Origin of the sequence: Streptomyces sp. NPDC092045 (assembly GCF_044756005.1) — a bacterium.
In the GTDB taxonomy this organism is placed as follows: Bacteria; Actinomycetota; Actinomycetes; order Streptomycetales; family Streptomycetaceae; genus Streptomyces.
On sequence record NZ_JBIVSC010000011.1, the window covers coordinates 95,292 to 113,845 of the forward strand.

20 protein-coding genes are annotated in these 18,554 nt (G+C 71.3%); 6 read left to right on the top strand and 14 right to left on the bottom strand.

Annotated elements, in window-relative coordinates; translation table 11 throughout:
• Window positions 1-198: 198 nt before the first annotated feature.
• Window positions 199-1,473 (top strand): PQQ-binding-like beta-propeller repeat protein, encoded by a 1,275-nt coding sequence (locus ACIQKA_RS23690; RefSeq protein WP_391093140.1) that lies wholly within the window; start codon window positions 199-201, stop codon window positions 1,471-1,473.
• Window positions 1,474-1,508: 35 nt separating this feature from the next.
• Here ACIQKA_RS23690 and dapD read toward each other — a convergent pair whose 3' ends face one another.
• Genes dapD through ACIQKA_RS23705 form a run of 3 tightly spaced genes read right to left on the bottom strand, consistent with a single transcriptional unit; the run spans window position 1,509 to window position 3,474 of the window.
• Window positions 1,509-2,492 carry a 2,3,4,5-tetrahydropyridine-2,6-dicarboxylate N-succinyltransferase gene (dapD, locus tag ACIQKA_RS23695; RefSeq protein ID WP_366376769.1) on the bottom strand — a complete coding sequence of 328 codons (984 nt, stop codon included), beginning with the start codon at window positions 2,490-2,492 and terminating at the stop codon, window positions 1,509-1,511.
• Window positions 2,493-2,536: 44 nt separating this feature from the next.
• On the bottom strand, window positions 2,537-3,154 hold the full coding sequence (locus ACIQKA_RS23700) for a TetR family transcriptional regulator (protein ID WP_391093139.1): 618 nt from the start codon (window positions 3,152-3,154) through the stop codon (window positions 2,537-2,539).
• Window positions 3,154-3,474 (bottom strand): DMT family transporter, encoded by a 321-nt coding sequence (locus tag ACIQKA_RS23705; RefSeq protein ID WP_383148963.1) that lies wholly within the window; start codon window positions 3,472-3,474, stop codon window positions 3,154-3,156. The genes ACIQKA_RS23700 and ACIQKA_RS23705 overlap by 1 nt, the downstream gene beginning before the upstream one ends.
• A gap of 84 nt (window positions 3,475-3,558) precedes the next feature.
• On the opposite strand from ACIQKA_RS23705, the gene ACIQKA_RS23710 reads away from it, so the two are divergent.
• Entirely contained in the window at window positions 3,559-4,602 is a 1,044-nt protein-coding gene (locus tag ACIQKA_RS23710) for an oxidoreductase (RefSeq protein WP_391093137.1), read from the top strand.
• 45 nt (window positions 4,603-4,647) lie between these two features.
• On the opposite strand, the gene ACIQKA_RS23715 is transcribed toward ACIQKA_RS23710, so the two are convergent.
• Genes ACIQKA_RS23715 through ACIQKA_RS23755 form a run of 9 tightly spaced genes read right to left on the bottom strand, consistent with a single transcriptional unit; the run spans window position 4,648 to window position 11,614 of the window.
• Window positions 4,648-5,013 carry a VOC family protein gene (locus tag ACIQKA_RS23715; RefSeq protein ID WP_383148967.1) on the bottom strand — a complete coding sequence of 122 codons (366 nt, stop codon included), beginning with the start codon at window positions 5,011-5,013 and terminating at the stop codon, window positions 4,648-4,650.
• 50 nt (window positions 5,014-5,063) lie between these two features.
• Window positions 5,064-5,402, bottom strand: coding sequence for a metal-sulfur cluster assembly factor (locus ACIQKA_RS23720; protein ID WP_055644196.1), 339 nt, complete (start codon window positions 5,400-5,402; stop codon window positions 5,064-5,066).
• Window positions 5,399-5,872: a Fe-S cluster assembly sulfur transfer protein SufU gene (gene sufU, locus ACIQKA_RS23725; RefSeq protein ID WP_383148971.1), complete on the bottom strand. Its 474-nt coding sequence runs from the start codon at window positions 5,870-5,872 to the stop codon at window positions 5,399-5,401. Before sufU ends, ACIQKA_RS23720 begins: the two co-directional genes overlap by 4 nt.
• A gap of 9 nt (window positions 5,873-5,881) precedes the next feature.
• Entirely contained in the window at window positions 5,882-7,150 is a 1,269-nt protein-coding gene (locus tag ACIQKA_RS23730; protein WP_383148973.1) for a cysteine desulfurase, read from the bottom strand.
• Window positions 7,147-7,911, bottom strand: a complete 765-nt coding sequence (sufC, locus tag ACIQKA_RS23735) for a Fe-S cluster assembly ATPase SufC (RefSeq protein WP_383148975.1) — start codon at window positions 7,909-7,911, stop codon at window positions 7,147-7,149. The genes ACIQKA_RS23730 and sufC overlap by 4 nt, the downstream gene beginning before the upstream one ends.
• A 7-nt stretch (window positions 7,912-7,918) precedes the next feature.
• Window positions 7,919-8,236, bottom strand: coding sequence for a bifunctional 3-phenylpropionate/cinnamic acid dioxygenase ferredoxin subunit (locus ACIQKA_RS23740; protein ID WP_030205123.1), 318 nt, complete (start codon window positions 8,234-8,236; stop codon window positions 7,919-7,921).
• Complete coding sequence (sufD, locus tag ACIQKA_RS23745) at window positions 8,236-9,417, bottom strand: Fe-S cluster assembly protein SufD (RefSeq protein WP_383148977.1); 1,182 nt, start codon at window positions 9,415-9,417, stop codon at window positions 8,236-8,238. Before sufD ends, ACIQKA_RS23740 begins: the two co-directional genes overlap by 1 nt.
• A 59-nt stretch (window positions 9,418-9,476) precedes the next feature.
• The gene (sufB, locus tag ACIQKA_RS23750) at window positions 9,477-10,892 is read right to left on the bottom strand and encodes a Fe-S cluster assembly protein SufB (protein WP_383441546.1); all 1,416 of its coding nucleotides are present in this window, start codon (window positions 10,890-10,892) and stop codon (window positions 9,477-9,479) included.
• Window positions 10,889-11,614: a helix-turn-helix transcriptional regulator gene (locus ACIQKA_RS23755; RefSeq protein WP_383148979.1), complete on the bottom strand. Its 726-nt coding sequence runs from the start codon at window positions 11,612-11,614 to the stop codon at window positions 10,889-10,891. Before ACIQKA_RS23755 ends, sufB begins: the two co-directional genes overlap by 4 nt.
• Before the next feature lie 180 nt (window positions 11,615-11,794).
• Here ACIQKA_RS23755 and ACIQKA_RS23760 point away from each other — a divergent pair, with 180 nt between their 5' ends.
• From ACIQKA_RS23760 to ACIQKA_RS23770, 3 genes are all read left to right on the top strand, one after another.
• Complete coding sequence (locus ACIQKA_RS23760; RefSeq protein WP_386368219.1) at window positions 11,795-12,733, top strand: ABC transporter ATP-binding protein; 939 nt, start codon at window positions 11,795-11,797, stop codon at window positions 12,731-12,733.
• Window positions 12,734-12,821: 88 nt separating this feature from the next.
• Window positions 12,822-13,616 carry an ABC transporter permease gene (locus tag ACIQKA_RS23765; RefSeq protein WP_383148982.1) on the top strand — a complete coding sequence of 265 codons (795 nt, stop codon included), beginning with the start codon at window positions 12,822-12,824 and terminating at the stop codon, window positions 13,614-13,616.
• A 72-nt stretch (window positions 13,617-13,688) separates the two neighbouring features.
• Window positions 13,689-14,648, top strand: a complete 960-nt coding sequence (locus tag ACIQKA_RS23770) for a heme A synthase (RefSeq protein WP_383148984.1) — start codon at window positions 13,689-13,691, stop codon at window positions 14,646-14,648.
• Between the two features lie 97 nt (window positions 14,649-14,745).
• On the opposite strand, the gene ACIQKA_RS23775 is transcribed toward ACIQKA_RS23770, so the two are convergent.
• A complete protein-coding gene (locus ACIQKA_RS23775; RefSeq protein WP_383438213.1) occupies window positions 14,746-15,078 on the bottom strand; it encodes a hypothetical protein in 333 nt (110 codons plus the stop codon).
• A gap of 98 nt (window positions 15,079-15,176) precedes the next feature.
• Window positions 15,177-16,124: a heme o synthase gene (locus tag ACIQKA_RS23780; RefSeq protein WP_383148985.1), complete on the bottom strand. Its 948-nt coding sequence runs from the start codon at window positions 16,122-16,124 to the stop codon at window positions 15,177-15,179.
• A gap of 312 nt (window positions 16,125-16,436) precedes the next feature.
• On the opposite strand from ACIQKA_RS23780, the gene tkt reads away from it, so the two are divergent.
• Window positions 16,437-18,524, top strand: coding sequence for a transketolase (gene tkt, locus ACIQKA_RS23785; RefSeq protein ID WP_402542330.1), 2,088 nt, complete (start codon window positions 16,437-16,439; stop codon window positions 18,522-18,524).
• The last annotated feature ends 30 nt before the right edge of the window (window positions 18,525-18,554 follow it).

The following is an 18,554-nucleotide window of genomic DNA, read 5'->3' on the forward strand; positions in this document are numbered from 1 at the left end:
CCGCCCTGATAACGCAGCGTCACCGGATCGGTTGCCGTGTGACGGGACGTTCACGGCTCCGTCCGGAGTTTCACGGCCCCGTCCCCGTTCCGTACCGCCCCGGGGCGGCGCGTGGACCCCCGGTTAGCCTGGGCCCGCTCCGGGCGCCGGACGGCTGCCCGGCCGTGGCACGACAGGACGAGGAACGGGAGCGGACGCATGCCGATACGTGGGGGAGGCGCGGCCGGGACGACGGCCGGCGGGGAGCGCGGGCCGTCCCGCAGACGCCTGGTGCGGCTGGCCGGGACCGGTCTCGGCCTGGCGGCGCTCGGCGCGGGCGCGTGGGGCTGCGGCCCGGCGGAGGAGCCCGCCGCCGACGCGACCGGGCCCGGGAAGAACGGGACGGCCCCGTCGACCGCTCCCGGCGACGCCTTCGCCACGCCTCCGCCCGGCACCGCCCCGCGTCCGCTGTGGCAGGACGGCGCCGCGCTCGGGGCGCTCGGCGCGATGGACGCGCTCGCCGTCGCGGGGGACGTGGTCGTGGTCTCCGGCGATCCTCTGACGGGCCGCTCCCTCACCACCGGCGAGCGGCTCTGGTCCCGCGAGAAGGTCGCCGTGCCGGGCGCGAAGCTGCTGCTCGCCGACGGCACCCTGTACCTGGCGAGCGCCCGGTACGACGGGGACGTGGTCGGCCTCGACCCGGCCACCGGCGAGGAGACCTGGCGCAGCAGGCTCGGCGGGAAGAAGTACGCGCAGCCCCGCACGATCGCCGTCGACGAGCGGCGGGTCTACGTCCTCGCCGGAATCCTGGAGGCGGACCACCGGGTCGGGGACAACGTGATCGCGGCCCTGGACATCGCCTCCGGCCGGGTGGTCTGGCAGGAGCGGCGCGACCGGGGCACCCAGGAGTTCGGCATCACCGCCGCCGTCTCCGGCCGCCACCTGGTCTACACGGACTTCCGGGAGAACGTGACGGTCCGCGACACCGCCACGGGCCGGCAGGTGTGGACGAAGAAGATCGGCCGCTCCAACAGCGAGCGGATCGCCGTCCACGGGGACCTGGTGGTCGTCGCCGACGGCGGGCGGCTGCGCGCCTTCGCCCTGGCCGACGGCGCGGAGCGCTGGTCGCTGGCCGGCGACACGTCGTACACCCGCTTCCACAGCCCGGCGGTGCTGGACGGGGTGCTCTACGTCTCCGACTCCGCGCACGTGCTGCGGGCGGTGGACCCGGCGACGGGCCGGGAGCGCTGGCGCAACGAGGAGCTCCTGGAGGTCGCGTACCCCTGGCAGTTCGTCACGGCGAACGGGAACCTCTACGCGGCGACGGAGCTCGACCCCCAGGGCGGGATCCTCGCCTTCGACGCCCGGAACGGGAAGCTGCGCTGGACGTACAACGACGGCACGGGCGCGGTCGACAAGTGGTACGTGGCCGCCTCGGGCAAGCGCCTCGCGGCCCTGCACGGAAAGCGGCTGACCGCCCTGCCGGCCGTCTGACGACGGGGCGGGGGCGGTCAGTCGCTCACGGGTTCTCAGTTGTGGCTGTGCAGGACCTCGTTGAGGCCGCCCCAGACCGCGTTGTTCGGGCGGGCCTCGACGGCGCCGGTGACCGAGTTGCGGCGGAAGAGGATGTTCGAGGCGCCGGAGAGGTCGCGGGCCTTCACGATCTCGCCGTCGGGCATCGTCACCCGGGTGCCGGCCGTGACGTACAGGCCGGCCTCGACGACGCACTCGTCGCCGAGCGCGATGCCGACGCCCGCCTCGGCGCCGATCAGGCAGCGCTCGCCGATGGAGATGACGACGTTGCCGCCGCCGGAGAGGGTGCCCATGGTGGAGGCGCCGCCGCCGATGTCGGAGCCGTCGCCGACGACGACGCCGGCGGAGATGCGGCCCTCGACCATCGAGGTGCCGAGGGTGCCGGCGTTGAAGTTGACGAAGCCCTCGTGCATGACGGTGGTGCCGGCGGCGAGGTGGGCGCCGAGGCGGACGCGGTCGGCGTCGGCGATCCGGACCCCGGCGGGCGCGACGTAGTCGGTCATGCGGGGGAACTTGTCGATCGAGGTCACCTGGAGGTGCAGGCCCTCGGCGCGGGCGTTGAGCCGGACCTTCTCGACGTCGTCGACGGCGACCGGGCCGAGCGAGGTCCAGGCGACGTTGGCGAGGAGGCCGAAGACGCCGTCCAGGCTCTGGCCGTGCGGCTTGACCAGGCGGTGGCTGAGCAGGTGCAGGCGCAGGTACGCGTCGTGGGCGTCGAGCGGCTTCTCGTCGAGCGAGGCGATGACGGTGCGGACGGCGACCACCTCGACGCCCCGGCGGGCGTCCACGCCGAGGGCCTTGGCGGCGCCCTCGCCGAGGGCGTTGACGGCCGCGTCGGGGTCGAGCCGCTCGGTGCCGGCGGGGCCGGGCGCGTCGGTCAGCTCGGGGGCGGGGAACCAGGTGTCGAGGACGGTGCCGTCGCCGGCGATGGTGGCGAGGCCGGCGGCGACGGCGCCGGTGGTGCGAGGAGCAGTGGTCATGACGGAAAACCTAACCGGCGGGCCCCCGCCCGGGCCAACCGGTCTCAGGTGTCGGTCCGGCGCGCCGTCGGTTCGGACGAGCCGTGACGAGGGGGTTCCGGTGCTTCGTCCGGCTCCCGGGGGTCCAGGATCCGGCCCAGCATCGCGCGCGCGTACTCCTCGTCGTACGCGCCGTCGGTGAGCAGGACCTGGAGGCAGACGCCGTCGACGAGGGCGACCAGGGCGCGGGCGGTGGCGGGATCGGTGCGGGGGGCCAGGACGGCGGTGACGGCCTCGGTCCACTCGGCGGCGACCGGGCGCAGGGCGGGGCGGCGCAGGGCGGTGAGGTAGAGCTCGTACTCCAGCTCCACGCCGGTGCGTTCGCCGCCCAGCCACTCCCCCAGGAAGCGGGCGAGGACGGCGGCGAGGTCGGCGTCCGGGCCCACCCGGGCGGCCCGCTCGCGCAGTCGGCACCCGAAGTTCTCGTTGGCCTTGCGGAGGGCCGCGACGAGGAGTTCGTCGAGGGAGGCGAAGTGGTAGGTGGTGGAGCCCAGCGGCACGTCCGCCTCGGCGGCCACCGTGCGGTGGCTCAGTCCGCCGAGGCCGGAGCGTCCGACGACCCGGAGGGCGGCGTCCACGATCCGCTCGCGGCGGTCGGGGTCGTGGCGGCGGGGCCGGGCCATCAGTGGGCGCCGCCGAGGTTGAGGACGGCGACCCCGGCGACGATGAGGACGATCCCGGCGATCTTGGCGAGGGTGAGGCTCTCGCCGAGGAAGAGGACGCCGATGGCGGCGACGGCGGCGGTGCCGACGCCCGACCAGATGGCGTACGCGGTGCCGACCTGGAGCGTCTTGAGCGCCTGCGCCAGGAGCGCGAAGGCGATCAGGTAGCCGACGCCGGTGACGAGCGAGGGCCAGAGCTTGCTGAAGCCGTCGCTGTACTTCATCGAGGTGGTGGCGAGGATCTCCGCCGCTATGGCGCCCGCCAGCAGTCCGTAACCCATGCGTACGAGCGTACACATCGCTGTGTACGGGCGTACGCACCATTCCGCACGGGTGTGCGAGGCCCGACCGATACGGTGTCGCCCATGACCTATCCCACGGGGCCCTACGGCTACGGCCACGTCCCTCCGCCTCAGGCGCCGAAGCCCGGCGTGATACCCCTGCGACCGCTCTCCCTCAGCGAGATCCTGACGGGCGCCTTCAACGCCTTCGGACGCCACTGGAAGCAGCTCGTCGGCGTCACCGCCGTCGCCTACGGGTTCGCCCTCCTGCTGACCGCCGCGGCGGTCGGCGTCGGCTACCTGGCCGTCGCGGACCACGTGTCCGCCGCGCTCGACATGCCGAGGGGCGAGGAACCGTCGCCGGACGACCTGCTGCCGATGCTGGTCGCGTTCGGCTGCGTCTGGCTGGTCCTGATGGTCGGCGCGCTGGTCGCGAGCGCCGTGGTGTCGGCGGCGGTGCCCGTGGTCCTCCAGGAGGCGGTCCTGGGCGGCCGCGTCGCGTTCGGGACCGTGTGGGGGCGCGCGTGGGCGCGGATGCCCGCGGTCCTCGGCACGGTCCTCCTGACCGCGCTGTCCATGCTGGCGCCCCTCCTGCTCCTCGCCGTCCTGGCCGCCGGCCTGATGGCCCTGGTGATCGCCAACGACGCCGGCCCGGCCGCGTCGCTGCTGTTCGTCCCCCTCCTCCTGCTGGTCCTCCCGCTCGCCGCCTGGCTCTGGGTGAAGTTCTCCCTCGCCCCGACGGCGGCGGTGATCGAGCGCCAGGGCGCCGCAGCGTCCATGCGGCGCTCCTGGCGCCTGGTCACCGGCTCGTGGTGGCGGACCTTCGGCGGTCTGCTGGTGGCCGGCCTGATCTCGGCCTTCGTCAGCGCGATCTTCCAGCAACTGCTCGGCACGCTGGTGAGCATGCCCCTCGCCACCGGTCCGGCGCCGGAGACGGCCGGGGAGTTCGCCGCCCTGATCGTGCCGATGGCGATCGTCATGGGCGTCGGGTCGCTCGTCGCCCAGGTGTTCTCCGCGATCTTCCCGCCGCTGGTGTCCGGGCTGCTCTACATCGACCGGCGCATCCGCACGGAGGACCTGGCGACGGTGCTCGCCCGGACGGCGGAGGAGCGGGCGTACGGCTCCTGACGGTCCGCCGGGAGCGGGACCGGGGCCCGGATCCGGGCCCGCCGCTCAGTCGGTGAGCGACCGCTTCGGCCGCAGCACGCAGAACTCGTTGCCCTCGGGGTCCGCGAGGGTCACCCAGGTCGCGTCCTCGCCCTGCCCGACGTCGGTCCGGGTGGCCCCGAGGGCGAGGATCCGCTCCACCTCGGCGTCCCGGTCGTCCGGCGCGAGGTCGATGTGCAGCCGGTTCTTGACCGTCTTGGACTCGGGCACGGGCAGGAAGCACATCCCGGGCAGGCTGTGCTCGTCGGCCCCGACGACGACCTCGTGCTCGTCCTCGTAGAGGACCTTCCAGTCCAGGACCGAGGCCCAGAAGCGGGCCTGGGCGGACGGGTCGTGGGAGTCGACGGCGAGGTGGTACATGCGAACGGCCATGCTCCCCAGTCTGTCAGGGGGGCACGGCCGTTCGTGCGAAGCGGGACCGCTCAGACGTTGAAGCCGAGCGCGCGGAGCTGCTCGCGCCCGTCGTCCGTGATCTTGTCCGGGCCCCACGGCGGCATCCAGACCCAGTTGATCTTCAGTTCGCTGACGATGCCGTCCGTGGCGGACTTCGCCTGGTCCTCGATCACGTCGGTCAGCGGGCAGGCCGCCGACGTCAGGGTCATGTCCAGCGTCGCGACGTTGGAGTCGTCGATGTGGATGCCGTAGATCAGGCCCAGGTTGACGACGTCGATGCCCAGCTCGGGGTCGACGACGTCGTACAGCGCCTCGCGGACTTCTTCCTCGGAGGCCGGCTTCATGGTGGCCCCGGCGTTCTCGGTCATGCCGACTTCCTCTCGGACTTCTGGTCGTCGTCCCCCAGTGCCTGGGCGGTCGCGTCCTTCCACGCCATCCAGCTGAGCAGGGCGCACTTCACGCGGGCGGGGTACTTGGAGACCCCGGCGAACGCGACCGCGTCCTCCAGGACCTCCTCCATCGCCTCGTCCGGCTCGATCCGGCCCTTGGACTGCATCAGCTCCAGGAAGGTGCCCTGGATCTTCCGCGCCTCGGCCAGCTCCTTGCCGACGAGCAGCTCGTTGAGGACGGAGGCCGAGGCCTGGCTGATGGAACAGCCCTGGCCCTCGTACGACACGTCCTCGACGCGCGAGCCGTCGTACTTCACGCGGAGCGTGATCTCGTCGCCGCACGTCGGGTTGACGTGGTGCACCTCGGCGTCGCCGTCCCGGAGACCGCGCCCGTGCGGGTGCTTGTAGTGGTCCAGGATGACGTCCTGGTACATCGAATCCAGCTTCACGAGCGTCTCCTAGCCGAAGAAGTTCCGTACGTGCTCCAGTCCCTCGACCAGGGCGTCGACCTCGGCCGGGGTGGAGTACAGATAGAACGACGCCCGCGTGGTCGCGGGAATTCCGTAGCGGAGGCAGACCGGCCGCGCGCAGTGGTGGCCGACCCGGACCGCGATGCCCTGCTCGTCGAGGACCTGGCCCACGTCGTGCGGGTGGATGTCGCCGAGCGTGAAGGAGATCGCCGCGCCGCGGTCCTCGGCCGTGGTGGGGCCGATGATCCGCAGGTCCGGAACCTCCTGGAGGCGCCGGACGGCGTACTCGGTGATCGCGTGCTCGTGGCGCGCGATGTTCTCCATGCCGATCGCGGACAGGTAGTCCACGGCCGCGCCGAGACCGACCGCCTGCGCGATCGGGGGCGTGCCCGCCTCGAACTTGTGCGGGGCCGGCGCGTAGGTGGAAGAGTGCATCGAGACGGTCTCGATCATCTCGCCGCCGCCGAGGAAGGGCGGCAGGTCCTCCAGGAGCTCCTGCCGTCCCCACAGCACGCCGATGCCGGTCGGGCCGCACATCTTGTGGCCGGTGAAGGCCACGAAGTCGGCCTGGAGCGCCTGCACGTCCAGGACCATGTGCGGGGCCGCCTGGGAGGCGTCGATGCAGACGAGCGCACCGACCTCCTGGGCCCGGCGGATGATCGTCTCGACCGGGTTGTACGTGCCGAGCAGGTTCGAGACCAGGGTGAAGGAGACGATCTTGGTCTTCTCGGTGATGACCTCTTCGATGTTCGAGAGGTCGAGACGCCCGTCGTCGGTGAGGCCGAACCACTTCAGCTTCGCGCCCGTGCGCTGCGAGAGCAGCTGCCACGGCACGATGTTGGAGTGGTGCTCCATCTCCGTGATGGCGATCTCGGTCTCGTGGTCCACGCGGTAGGGCTCGTCGGCCCAGCCCAGCATGTTGGCCACGAGGTTGAGCGACTCGGAGGCGTTCTTGGTGAAGATCACCTCGTCGCGGCTCGGCGCGTTGACGAAGGCCGCGACCTTGTCACGGGCGCCTTCGTAGAGCGCCGTCGCCTCCTCGGCGACCGTGTAGACGCCGCGGTGGACGTTGGCGTTGTGGCGCTCGTAGTACGTGTTGAGCGCGTCGAGGACCTGGCGCGGCTTCTGCGAGGTCGCCGCGGAGTCGAGGTACACGATCTTCTTGCCGTCGTGGACCGTGCGGTCCAGGAGCGGGAAGTCCTTGCGGATCGCCTCGGTGTCGAGGAGGCCGGAGAGCCCCTGATGGGCAGAAGTCACGCGGACGCGCCACCCTTCACGTACTTGTCGTAGCCCTCGTTCTCCAGCTGGTCGGCGAGCTCGGCGCCGCCGGACTCGGCGATGCGGCCGTTCGCGAACACGTGCACGAAGTCGGGCTTGATGTAGCGCAGGATGCGCGTGTAGTGGGTGATCAGCAGGGTGCCGACCTCGCCGGTCTCGCGGACGCGGTTGACGCCCTCGGAGACGACGCGCAGGGCGTCGACGTCGAGGCCGGAGTCGGTCTCGTCGAGGATCGCGATCTTCGGCTTGAGGAGCTCCAGCTGGAGGATCTCGTGGCGCTTCTTCTCACCGCCGGAGAAGCCCTCGTTGACGTTGCGCTCGGCGAAGGCCGGGTCCATCTGGAGCTGCTCCATCGCGGACTTGACCTCCTTCACCCAGGTGCGCAGCTTGGGCGCCTCGCCGCGGACGGCGGTGGCGGAGGTGCGCAGGAAGTTGGAGACCGAGACGCCGGGGACCTCGACCGGGTACTGCATGGCCAGGAAGACGCCGGCGCGGGCGCGCTCGTCGACCGACATCTCCAGGACGTCCTCGCCGTCGAGGGTGACGGTGCCGCCGGTGATCGTGTACTTCGGGTGGCCGGCCAGCGAGTACGCCAGGGTCGACTTGCCGGAGCCGTTGGGGCCCATGACGGCGTGGGTCTCGCCCTGCTTGATGGTCAGGTCGACGCCCTTGAGGATCTCGCGGGGGCCGTTCTCCGCCTCGACGGAGACGTGCAGGTCGTGGATTTCAAGCGTAGCCATGGGTGACTCAGGACTCCTGGGTGACGGAGACGAGCACATCGTCCCCTTCGATCTTTACGGGGTATACGGGGACGGGGCGCGTCGCGGGAAGGCCGGAGGGCTTGCCGGTGCGCAGGTCGAAGCTCGACCCGTGCAGCCAGCACTCGATGGCGCAGTCCTCGACCTCGCCCTCCGAGAGGGAGACGTTGGCGTGCGAGCAGATGTCGTTGATCGCGAACACCTCGCCCTCGGTGTGCACGACCGACACCGGCGTGCCGTCGACCTCGACCCGCTTCGGGGTGTCGGTCTCCAGCTCGCTCAGCGCGCAGACTCGGACGAAGGCCATCAGACGGAGGCCTCCAGCTCCGCCTCGATCTTGGCGAGCAGGCGCTCCTGGACGTCGGGCAGGCCGATCTGCTGGACCAGCTCGGCGAAGAAGCCGCGGACGACGAGGCGGCGGGCCTCGGTCTCCGGGATGCCCCGGGACATCAGGTAGAAGAGCTGCTCGTCGTCGAAGCGGCCGGTGGCCGAGGCGTGACCGGCGCCGGCGATCTCGCCGGTCTCGATCTCCAGGTTCGGCACGGAGTCGACCCGGGCGCCGTCCGTGAGGACCAGGTTCCGGTTCAGCTCGTAGGTGTCGGTGCCCTCGGCGGCGGCCTGGATGAGCACGTCGCCGATCCAGACGGCGTGCGCGTCCTGGCCCTGCAGCGCGCCCTTGTAGGCCACGTTGGACTTGCAGTGCGGGGTGTTGTGGTCGACCAGGAGGCGGTGCTCCTGGTGCTGGCCCGCGTCGGTGAAGTACAGGCCGAAGAGCTCGGCCTCGCCGCCGGGGGCCGCGTACGCCACGCGCGGGTGGATGCGGACGACGTCGCCGCCGAAGGTGACGACGACCGACTTGAAGGAGGCGTCGCGGCCGACCAGCGCGTTGTGCTGGGCGACGTGGACGGCCTTCTCGTCCCAGTCCTGGACGGAGACGACGGTGAGCTTCGCGCCGTCGCCGAGGACGTACTCCACGTTGGCGGCGAGGACGGCGTCGCCGGTGTGGTCGATGACCACGACGGCCTCGGCGAAGGCGCCGAGCTCGATCACCTGGTGGCCGAAGGCGGTCCCGCCGTGGCCGTGCACGGCGATGCGGATCGGCTCGGTGAGGACGGCGTCCTTGGCGACGGTGACGACCGAGGCCTTCTCGAACGAGGAGTACGCCTGGGCGGCGACCCGGTCGACGGGCTTGCCGGCCCGGCCGAGGCGCTCGTCGTCGCGGCCGACGGTCTCCACGGTGACGCCCTCGGGGGCCTCGATGTCGACCTTGACGCCCTCGCCGGTGGCGACGGCGGTGCCGTCGTGCAGACCCCGCAGGCGCTCCAGCGGGGTGAACCGCCACTCCTCCTCGCGGCCGTGCGGGACGGGGAAGTCCGCGACGTCGAAGGACGGGGGCGCGCTCATGCGCGTGGCGACGGTGGACTCGGCGGCCACCGCGATCGAGCCGGCAGTGGTCGAACCTGCCGGGATGTACTGAGCCTCAGCCATGGCTGTCGTCTTGCTCTCTTCCTGCGTACGGGGAAACGGTCGCTGCGGGTGGGGGGCGGTCAGCCGACCGAGCCCTCCATCTGCAGCTCGATCAGCCGGTTGAGCTCCAGGGCGTACTCCATCGGGAGCTCCTTGGCGATGGGCTCGACGAAGCCGCGGACGATCATCGCCATGGCCTCGAACTCGGTGAGGCCGCGGCTCATCAGGTAGAAGAGCTGGTCCTCGGAGACCTTGGAGACGGTGGCCTCGTGGCCCATGGAGACGTCGTCCTCGCGCACGTCCACGTAGGGGTACGTGTCGGAGCGGGAGATGGTGTCGACGAGCAGCGCGTCGCAGAGCACGTTGGACTTGGCGCCCGGGGCGCCCTCGCCGATCTCGATGAGACCGCGGTAGGAGGTGCGGCCGCCGCCCCGCGCCACCGACTTGGAGACGATGTTCGAGGAGGTGTTCGGGGCCATGTGGACCATCTTGGCACCGGCGTCCTGGTGCTGGCCCTCGCCCGCGAAGGCGATGGACAGGGTCTCGCCCTTGGCGTGCTCGCCCATGAGGTAGACGGCCGGGTACTTCATGGTGACCTTGGAGCCGATGTTGCCGTCGACCCACTCCATGGTGGCGCCCTCGTAGGCGACGGCGCGCTTGGTCACCAGGTTGTAGACGTTGTTCGACCAGTTCTGGATGGTCGTGTAGCGGCAGCGGCCGCCCTTCTTCACGATGATCTCGACCACGGCGCTGTGCAGCGAGTCCGAGGAGTAGATCGGGGCGGTGCAGCCCTCGACGTAGTGGACGTAGGCGTCCTCGTCGACGATGATCAGCGTCCGCTCGAACTGGCCCATGTTCTCCGTGTTGATGCGGAAGTAGGCCTGGAGCGGGATCTCGACGTGCACGCCCTTCGGCACGTAGATGAAGGAGCCGCCGGACCACACGGCCGTGTTCAGGGAGGCGAACTTGTTGTCGCCGACCGGGATGACGGTGCCGAAGTACTCCTTGAAGAGCTCCTCGTGCTCCTTCAGGGCGGTGTCGGTGTCGACGAAGATGACGCCCTGCTCCTCCAGGTCCTCGCGGATCTGGTGGTAGACGACCTCGGACTCGTACTGGGCGGCGACGCCGGCGACGAGGCGCTGCTTCTCCGCCTCCGGGATGCCGAGCTTGTCGTACGTGTTCTTGATGTCCTCGGGCAGTTCCTCCCAGGAAGCGGCCTGCTTCTCGGTGGAGCGCACGAAGTACTTGATGTTGTCGAAGTCGATGCCGGAGAGGTCGGAGCCCCAGGTCGGCATGGGCTTCTTGCCGAAGAGCCGCAGACCCTTGAGACGCAGCTTCAGCATCCACTCGGGCTCGTTCTTCTTCGAGGAGATGTCGCGGACGACGTCCTCGTTCAGTCCGCGCTTGGCGGCGGAGCCGGCGGCGTCGGAGTCGGCCCAGCCGTACTCGTACCGACCCAGGCCCTCGAGCTCGGGGTGGCTGATCTCGGTGGTCATGCGGGGTTCCTCCCGGCCGTGCTTGCGGATGCTGATTCGGTGGTCTGTGGGGCGCCGTGCGGGATGAACGTGGTGCAGACGCCGTCACCGTGGGCGATGGTGGCCAGGCGCTGGACGTGCGTTCCCAGGAGGCGGGAGAAGAACTCCGTCTCCGCCTCGCACAGCTGTGGGTACTGCTCGGCGACGTGGGCGACCGGGCAGTGGTGCTGGCAGAGCTGCTCGCCGACCGGCGCGTTCCGCGCAGTGGCAGCGTACCCGTCCGCCGTGAGGGCCCTGGCGAGCGCCTCGGTCCGCCGCGCGGGTTCGGCCGCCTCGACGGCCTCGCGGTACGCGCCGCCCTGGCTCTCGATCCGGTCCCTGGCGAAGGCGGCGACGGCCTCCTCGCCCCCGGCGTTGCGCTCGATCCAGCGGAGCGCCTCGACGGCGAGCGAGTCGTACGACTGGTCGAAGGCGTCCCGGCCGCAGTCGGTCAGCGCGAAGACCTTCGCGGGGCGGCCGCGGCCGCGGTTGCCGTAGACGCGCTTCTCGCGCGCCTCGACGACGTTCTCCGCGACCAGCGAGTCGAGGTGGCGGCGGACGGCCGCCTGGGTGAGGCGGAGCCGTTCGGCCAGGTCGGCGACGGTCGACGGACCGTGGTCCAGGATCGACCGCGCGACCCGGTTGCGCGTGGAACGCTCCCGGGTCGCGAGTTCCTCCACCGGAGCCGCTCCCACGTTTTTCACAACACCATTGTTGCGTAATTAATCGGGGAGTGACAAGCCGGGCCCGACGCGCGGACGGTGCCGTGCGTCACTCAGGTAAGGCTTACCTGAGCTGGGAAAACGATCATTCATAGGATGAATTCGACCACTCTTCCGGCCCCGCGCCCGAAGGAGTCCCGGGCGCTCTCTAGACTTCCCGGCATGCACGGGAAGCCCGCGAGTGAGTCCGTCGTCCAGGTCCGCGGCCTGGTCAAACGGTACGGAGACAAGACCGCCGTCGACGGCCTGGACCTCGACGTGCGGGCCGGCACCGTCACCGCGGTCCTCGGCCCCAACGGGGCCGGCAAGACCACCACGATCGAGACCTGCGAGGGCTACCGCAGGCCCGACGGCGGCACCGTCCGGGTCCTCGGCCTCGACCCGGTCGCCGACGCGGCCGCCCTGCGCCCCCGGATCGGCGTCATGCTCCAGTCCGGCGGCGTCTACTCCGGCGCCCGCGCCGACGAGATGCTCCGCCACATGGCGAAGCTGCACGCCCACCCGCTGGACGTGGACGCCCTGATCGAGCGGCTCGGCCTCGACTCCTGCGGCCGCACGACCTACCGGCGCCTCTCCGGCGGCCAGCAGCAGCGCCTCGCGCTCGCCATGGCCGTCGTCGGCCGCCCCGAGCTGGTCTTCCTCGACGAGCCCACCGCCGGGCTCGACCCGCAGGCCCGCCGCGCCACCTGGGACCTGGTCCGCGAGCTGCGCGCCGACGGGGTGACCACCGTTCTGACCACGCACTTCATGCAGGAGGCGGAGGAGCTGGCCGACGACGTCGCCATCGTCGACGCCGGCCGGATCGCCGCCCAGGGCAGCCCCGAGGAGCTGTGCCGCGGCGGCGCCGAGAACACCCTGCGCTTCACCGGCCGCCCCGGGCTCGACCTGGGCTCCCTGCTCAAGGCCCTGCCGGACGGCACGGCCGCGGCGGAGACGCTCCCGGGCACCTACCGGATCACCGGCGACGTCGACCCGCAGCTCCTCGCCACGGTCACCAGCTGGTGCGCCCAGCACGGCGTGATGCCGGACGGCATCTCGGTCGAGCGCCACACCCTCGAAGACGTCTTTCTGGAGCTCACGGGCAAGGAGCTGAGGTCATGAAGCCGGCCACCGACGAGATCCTCCGGCGGGCCGGGGGTCGTCCCCCGGGTCGGCACGGCCTGGAGCCCACGGGCAGGGAGCTGAGGTCATGAGCACGGGAACCCGCCTCCCGGAGTCCGCCGGCACGGGCGCGCACTCCCCCCGGCCCGGCGCCGCCCCCGTCGGGCGGATGATCGCCGCGCAGACCGCCCTGGAGACCAGGATGCTGCTGCGCAACGGCGAGCAGCTGCTCCTGACGGTGATCATCCCCTCGCTGCTCCTGGTGCTGTTCTCCACCGTCGACGTCGTCGACACCGGGGCCGGGAAGCCCGTCGACTTCCTCGCGCCCGGCGTCCTCGCGCTCGCCGTGATGTCCACCGCCTTCACCGGCCAGGCCATCGCGACCGGCTTCGAGCGCCGGTACGGGGTGCTCAAGCGCCTGGGGGCCTCACCGCTCCCCCGCTGGGCCCTGATGACCGCCAAGACGCTCTCCGTCCTGGTCACCGAGGTCCTCCAGATCGCGCTCCTGACGGCGATCGCGCTCGCGCTCGGCTGGTCCCCGCGGGGGAACCCGCTCTCCGTCCTGCTGCTCCTGGTGCTCGGCACGGCCGCCTTCTCCGGCCTCGGCCTGCTGATGGCCGGCACGCTGAGGGCCGAGGCGACCCTGGCCGCCGCCAACCTGGTCTTCCTGCTGCTCCTGGTGGGCGGCGGGGTGATCGTGCCGCTGGAGAAGTTCGGCGCCGCGGGCGACGTGCTCGCCCTGCTGCCGATCTCGGCCCTCTCGGACGGCCTGCGGGACGTCCTCCAGGGCGGGGCGGCGATGCCGTGGGGCGACGCGCTGGTCCTGGCGGTCTGGGCGGTCCTGGGGCTCGGCGCGGCGGCGAGGTTCTTCCGCTGGGAGTAACCGAGAGGTTCCGTTCGGCCACATACGCCCCCCTCGTGAAAGCGCGCACAAGCGCCGTCCTACGATAGGCCCGTGCTGAACCCCCTCGCCTCCATCGCCCGGCGCTGGACCCCGTCCCCCCGGACGCTCCGGCGCGCCGTGCTCTCCGCCGTCGTGATGAGCGTGCTCATCATCGTCACCGGCGGCGCGGTCCGGCTGACCGGCTCCGGTCTCGGCTGCGACACCTGGCCCAAGTGCACGGACGACAGCCTCTTCGCCACGCCCGCGCAGGGCTTCCACGGCGCCGTCGAGTTCGGCAACCGGATGCTGACGTACGTCCTGTCGGCGGCCGTCGGCTGGGCCATCATCGCCGTCCGCTCGGTCAAGCCGCGGCGGCGCGGTCTCACCCGGCTCGCCTGGGTCCAGTTCTGGATCGTGCTGAGCAACGCCGTCCTCGGCGGCATCACGGTGTGGATGGGCCTCAACCCGTGGACGGTCGCCGGCCACTTCCTCGCCGCGAACGCGCTGCTCACGGTCGCCGTCGTCACCTGGCACCGGACCGGCGAGGGCGACACCGCCCCCCGCCCGCGCGTGCCGCGCCCGGTCCGCAGGCTGTCCTGGGCGATCACGATCGCCTCGGGCCTGCTGATCGCGCTCGGCACGACGGTGACCGGCTCCGGCAAGCACGCGGGCGACAGCAGCGACGTGCCGCGTATGCCGTGGGACTGGACGAACGCCGCGCACCTGCACGCGATCGCCGCCTGGGTCGTCTGCGCGCTCGCGGTCGCGATGTGGCTGGTCCTGCGCGCGGTGGACGCCCCGGACGACACCCGGGCCCGCGCCCGCGACCTGCTGATCGTGCTGCTCGCCCAGGGCGGCATCGGCTACGTCCAGTACTTCACCGGGGTCCCCGAGATCCTGGTCGCCGCCCACATGCTCGGCTCCTCGCTGATGTGGATCGCGGTCCTGCGGCTCGCCCTCAGCATGCGCGAGCGCCCGGCGGCCGCCCCGGCGATCCCGGCCCAGACCGACCCGGAGCTCGCGAAGGCCTGAGGCCCCGCCCGCTCCCGTACGTACGCACGGACACACAGAAGGGCCCACCGGCTCCCCGCGAGCCGGTGGGCCCTTCGCGTGTGCGCCCCGCGCCGCTTCAGCGGTCGGAGGGGCCACCGATCTGGATGCCCGCCATCCGGGTCCACTCGTACGGACCGGTGACGACCTTCGCGGCGAACTCGCCGTCGAACTCCTCGTGGAGCGTCAGCCCGGCCTTCTCGGCGGCCCGCTCCGCGAGCGCGTACGTGGGGGCGACCAGGTCGCCCCAGAGGCCGTCCGCGCCGACGAGGACGATCCGGGTGCCCGCCTGGCCGATGTGCTCCAGGTGTCCCTCGGAGCCGCCGTGCTCCTCGGAGAAGGCCTGGATCTGCTTGGCGAGCCGGGCGACCCTGCGCTCGTCCTTCTTCGTGTCTGCCTTCGTGTCTGCCATGGCAAGGATGCTACCGACGGGTAGATCGAACGGCGACGGCCGGGCCGCGTGGTGTTTCCCACGCGGCCCGGCCGTCGGCCGAGCGGTTCTGACGGAGGTCAGCGGAGGAAGGGGTCCACCGCGACCGCCACGAAGAGCAGCGAGACGTAGGTGATGGACCAGTGGAAGAGCCGCATCTCCTTGAGCTTGGCGCCCGTCGCGCCGTCCTTGGCGCGGTTCAGGAGCCCGTGGGCCTCCCAGAGCCACCAGCCGCCGGTGACCAGGGCCACGGCGGTGTAGAACCAGCCCGTGTAACCCAGCGGGGTGAGCAGCAGCGAGACGGCGACCATGACCCAGCTGTAGGCCACGATCTGCTTGGCGACGACCTTGTTGGAGGCGATCACCGGCAGCATGGGGACGCCCACGCGCGCGTAGTCCTCCTTGACCTTCATCGACAGCGGCCAGTAGTGCGGCGGCGTCCAGAAGAAGATCACCATGAAGAGGACGACGGCGGCCCAGGACATCGAGTTCGTGACCGAGGACCAGCCGATGAGCACGGGCATGCAGCCGGCGATGCCGCCCCAGACGATGTTCTGCGCGGTCCGCCGCTTCAGGATCATCGTGTAGACGACCACGTAGAAGAGGAGCGCGCCGAGCGAGAGCCAGGCGGAGAGCCAGTTGACCAGCAGGCCGAACCAGAGGGTGGAGACCACCGCGAGGGCGAGGCCGAAGACCAGGCCCTCGCGCGGCGACACCATGCCGGTGACCAGCGGACGCTGCGATGTCCGGTCCATCAGGGCGTCGATGTCGCGGTCGATGTACATGTTCAGCGCGTTCGCGCCGCCCGCCGACAGGTAGCCGCCGAAGCAGGTGGCGAGCACCAGCCAGAGGTTCGGCACGCCCTGCTCGGCGAGGAACATCACCGGGACGGTCGTGATGAGCAGCAGCTCGATGATCCGCGGCTTGGTCAGCGCCACGAATGCCTTGACGCGGGCCCCGAACGGCCGATGGCCCCCCGGGCTGGGAGTCAAGACGACCCCTGCGGGTCGGGACTCGACGGCCGTCACGCACACCCCTGACAGAGAAATCCCAGCAAGCTCCCCGAATGAAAGCGGGGTGAAGCTTGCGCGTACCACGCCACTCTAGACGTTGCCCAGACGCCGATCTTCGCGGGGGTGGGGTCGTGTTGGAGGGGTACGTCCCAAGAGGTGGACGCGGTTCGGGAGGCGAAGTGCCACGGCCACCGGCAGTCTTGCCATGTGCGCTCATTTGAGGGGCATGAGCACGAAAAGAGGGCCGTCCGACGGGGGTAGGCTCGACACCGCCGGTACACCCTCAGTCACCGGCTTCAGACATGTGGAGAGGAGCCCTGACCCAGGGTGAGCACTAAGCCGACCACCACAGACCTCGAGTGGACCGAATTGGACCAGCGGGCCGTAGACACCGCCCGCATCCTGGCCGCGGACGCCGTACAGAAGGTCGGCAACGGCCATCCCGGTACGGCGATGAGCCTGGCGCCCGTCGCGTACACCCTCTTCCAGAAGGTGATGCGCCACGACCCGGCCGACCCCGAGTGGGTCGGACGCGACCGGTTCGTCCTCTCCGCCGGCCACTCGTCCCTGACCCTCTACACCCAGCTCTACCTGGGTGGCTTCGGTCTCGAACTGGACGACCTGAAGGCCTTCCGGACCTGGGGTTCGAAGACCCCCGGCCACCCGGAGTACGGCCACACCGCCGCCGTCGAGACCACCACCGGCCCGCTGGGCCAGGGCGTCGCCAACGCCGTGGGCATGGCGATGGCCGCCCGCTTCGAGCGCGGCCTGTTCGACCCGGAGGCCCCGGCCGGCACCTCGCCGTTCGACCACCGCGTCTACGCGATCGCCGGTGACGGCTGCCTCCAGGAGGGCATCTCCGCCGAGGCGTCCTCACTGGCCGGCCACCAGAAGCTCGGCAACCTGATCCTGCTGTGGGACGACAACCACATCTCGATCGAGGGCGACACCGAGACGGCCGTCTCCGAGGACACGCTGAAGCGGTACGAGGCGTACGGCTGGCACGTGCAGCGCGTCGAGCCGCAGGAGAACGGCGACCTGGACCCGGCCGGCCTGTACGCGGCGATCAGGGCCGCCGAGGCCGAGACCGGGCGCCCGTCGTTCATCGCGATGCGCTCGATCATCGCCTGGCCCGCGCCGAACGCGCAGAACACCGAGGCCGCCCACGGCTCGGCGCTCGGCGACGACGAGGTCGCGGCCACCAAGCGCGTCCTGGGCTTCGACCCGGAGAAGACCTTCGAGGTCTCCGACGAGGTCATCGCGCACACCCGGGCCCTCGGCGAGCGCGGCCGCGAGGCGCGCGCGCAGTGGGAGAAGCAGCTCTCGGAGTGGCGTGCGGCCAACCCGGAGCGCGCGGCGGAGTTCGACCGCATCGAGGCCAACGAGCTGCCCGCGGGCTGGGCGGAGAAGCTCCCGGTCTTCGAGCCGGGCAAGAGCGTCGCCACCCGTGCCGCCTCGGGCCAGGTCCTCAAGGCGCTCGGCGCGGTCGTCCCGGAGCTGTGGGGCGGCTCGGCCGACCTGGCCGGCTCGAACAACACGACGATCGACAAGGACTCGTCGTTCCTGCCCGAGGGCAACCCGCTGCCGGAGGCCGACCCGTACGGCCGCACGATCCACTTCGGCATCCGCGAGCACGCCATGGCCGCGGAGATGAACGGCATCGCCCTGCACGGCAACACGCGCATCTACGGCGGCACCTTCCTGGTGTTCTCCGACTACATGCGCAACGCGGTGCGCCTCTCGGCCCTGATGCACCTGCCGGTCACCTACGTCTGGACCCACGACTCGATCGGTCTGGGCGAGGACGGCCCGACGCACCAGCCGGTGGAGCACCTGGCCTCGCTGCGCGCGATCCCGGGTCTGAACCTGGTCCGTCCGGCCGACGCCAACGAGACCGCCCTGGCCTGGCGCGAGATCATGCAGCGCCACACCAAGGTCTACGGCAAGGGCGCCCCGCACGGTCTGGCGCTCACCCGCCAGGGCGTGCCGACGTACGCGCCGAACGAGGACACGGTCAAGGGCGGCTACGTGCTGTTCGACGCCGAGGGCGGCGAGGCGGAGGTCGTGCTGATCGCGACCGGCTCCGAGGTGCACCTGGCCGTCGAGGCCCGCGAGCGGCTCCAGGCCGCCGGCACGCCCACCCGGGTGGTGTCGATGCCGTCGGTGGAGTGGTTCGAGGAGCAGGACCGGGCGTACAAGGACTCCGTCCTGCCGCCGTCGGTCCGCGCCCGGGTCGCGGTCGAGGCCGGCATCGGCCTGACCTGGCACAAGTACGTCGGTGACGCCGGCCGGATCGTCTCCCTGGAGCACTTCGGCGCCTCGGCGGACGCGAAGGTCCTCTTCCGCGAGTTCGGCTTCACGCCCGAGGCGGTCGTCGCCGCCGCGCGGGAATCGATCGCCGACGCCGCGCGCTGACCCCGATACGTACGACTTAATTGGAGATGC

Coding starts and splice junctions, on each gene's coding strand:
- ACIQKA_RS23690 (WP_391093140.1), top strand. CDS start 199: ATGCCGATACGTGGGGGAGGCGCGGCCGGGACGACGGCCGGCGGGGAG.
- dapD (WP_366376769.1), bottom strand. CDS start 2,492: ATGACCACTGCTCCTCGCACCACCGGCGCCGTCGCCGCCGGCCTCGCC.
- ACIQKA_RS23700 (WP_391093139.1), bottom strand. CDS start 3,154: ATGGCCCGGCCCCGCCGCCACGACCCCGACCGCCGCGAGCGGATCGTG.
- ACIQKA_RS23705 (WP_383148963.1), bottom strand. CDS start 3,474: ATGGGTTACGGACTGCTGGCGGGCGCCATAGCGGCGGAGATCCTCGCC.
- ACIQKA_RS23710 (WP_391093137.1), top strand. CDS start 3,559: ATGACCTATCCCACGGGGCCCTACGGCTACGGCCACGTCCCTCCGCCT.
- ACIQKA_RS23715 (WP_383148967.1), bottom strand. CDS start 5,013: ATGGCCGTTCGCATGTACCACCTCGCCGTCGACTCCCACGACCCGTCC.
- ACIQKA_RS23720 (WP_055644196.1), bottom strand. CDS start 5,402: ATGACCGAGAACGCCGGGGCCACCATGAAGCCGGCCTCCGAGGAAGAA.
- sufC (WP_383148975.1), bottom strand. CDS start 7,911: ATGGCTACGCTTGAAATCCACGACCTGCACGTCTCCGTCGAGGCGGAG.
- ACIQKA_RS23740 (WP_030205123.1), bottom strand. CDS start 8,236: ATGGCCTTCGTCCGAGTCTGCGCGCTGAGCGAGCTGGAGACCGACACC.
- sufD (WP_383148977.1), bottom strand. CDS start 9,417: ATGGCTGAGGCTCAGTACATCCCGGCAGGTTCGACCACTGCCGGCTCG.
- sufB (WP_383441546.1), bottom strand. CDS start 10,892: ATGACCACCGAGATCAGCCACCCCGAGCTCGAGGGCCTGGGTCGGTAC.
- ACIQKA_RS23760 (WP_386368219.1), top strand. CDS start 11,795: ATGCACGGGAAGCCCGCGAGTGAGTCCGTCGTCCAGGTCCGCGGCCTG.
- ACIQKA_RS23765 (WP_383148982.1), top strand. CDS start 12,822: ATGAGCACGGGAACCCGCCTCCCGGAGTCCGCCGGCACGGGCGCGCAC.
- ACIQKA_RS23775 (WP_383438213.1), bottom strand. CDS start 15,078: ATGGCAGACACGAAGGCAGACACGAAGAAGGACGAGCGCAGGGTCGCC.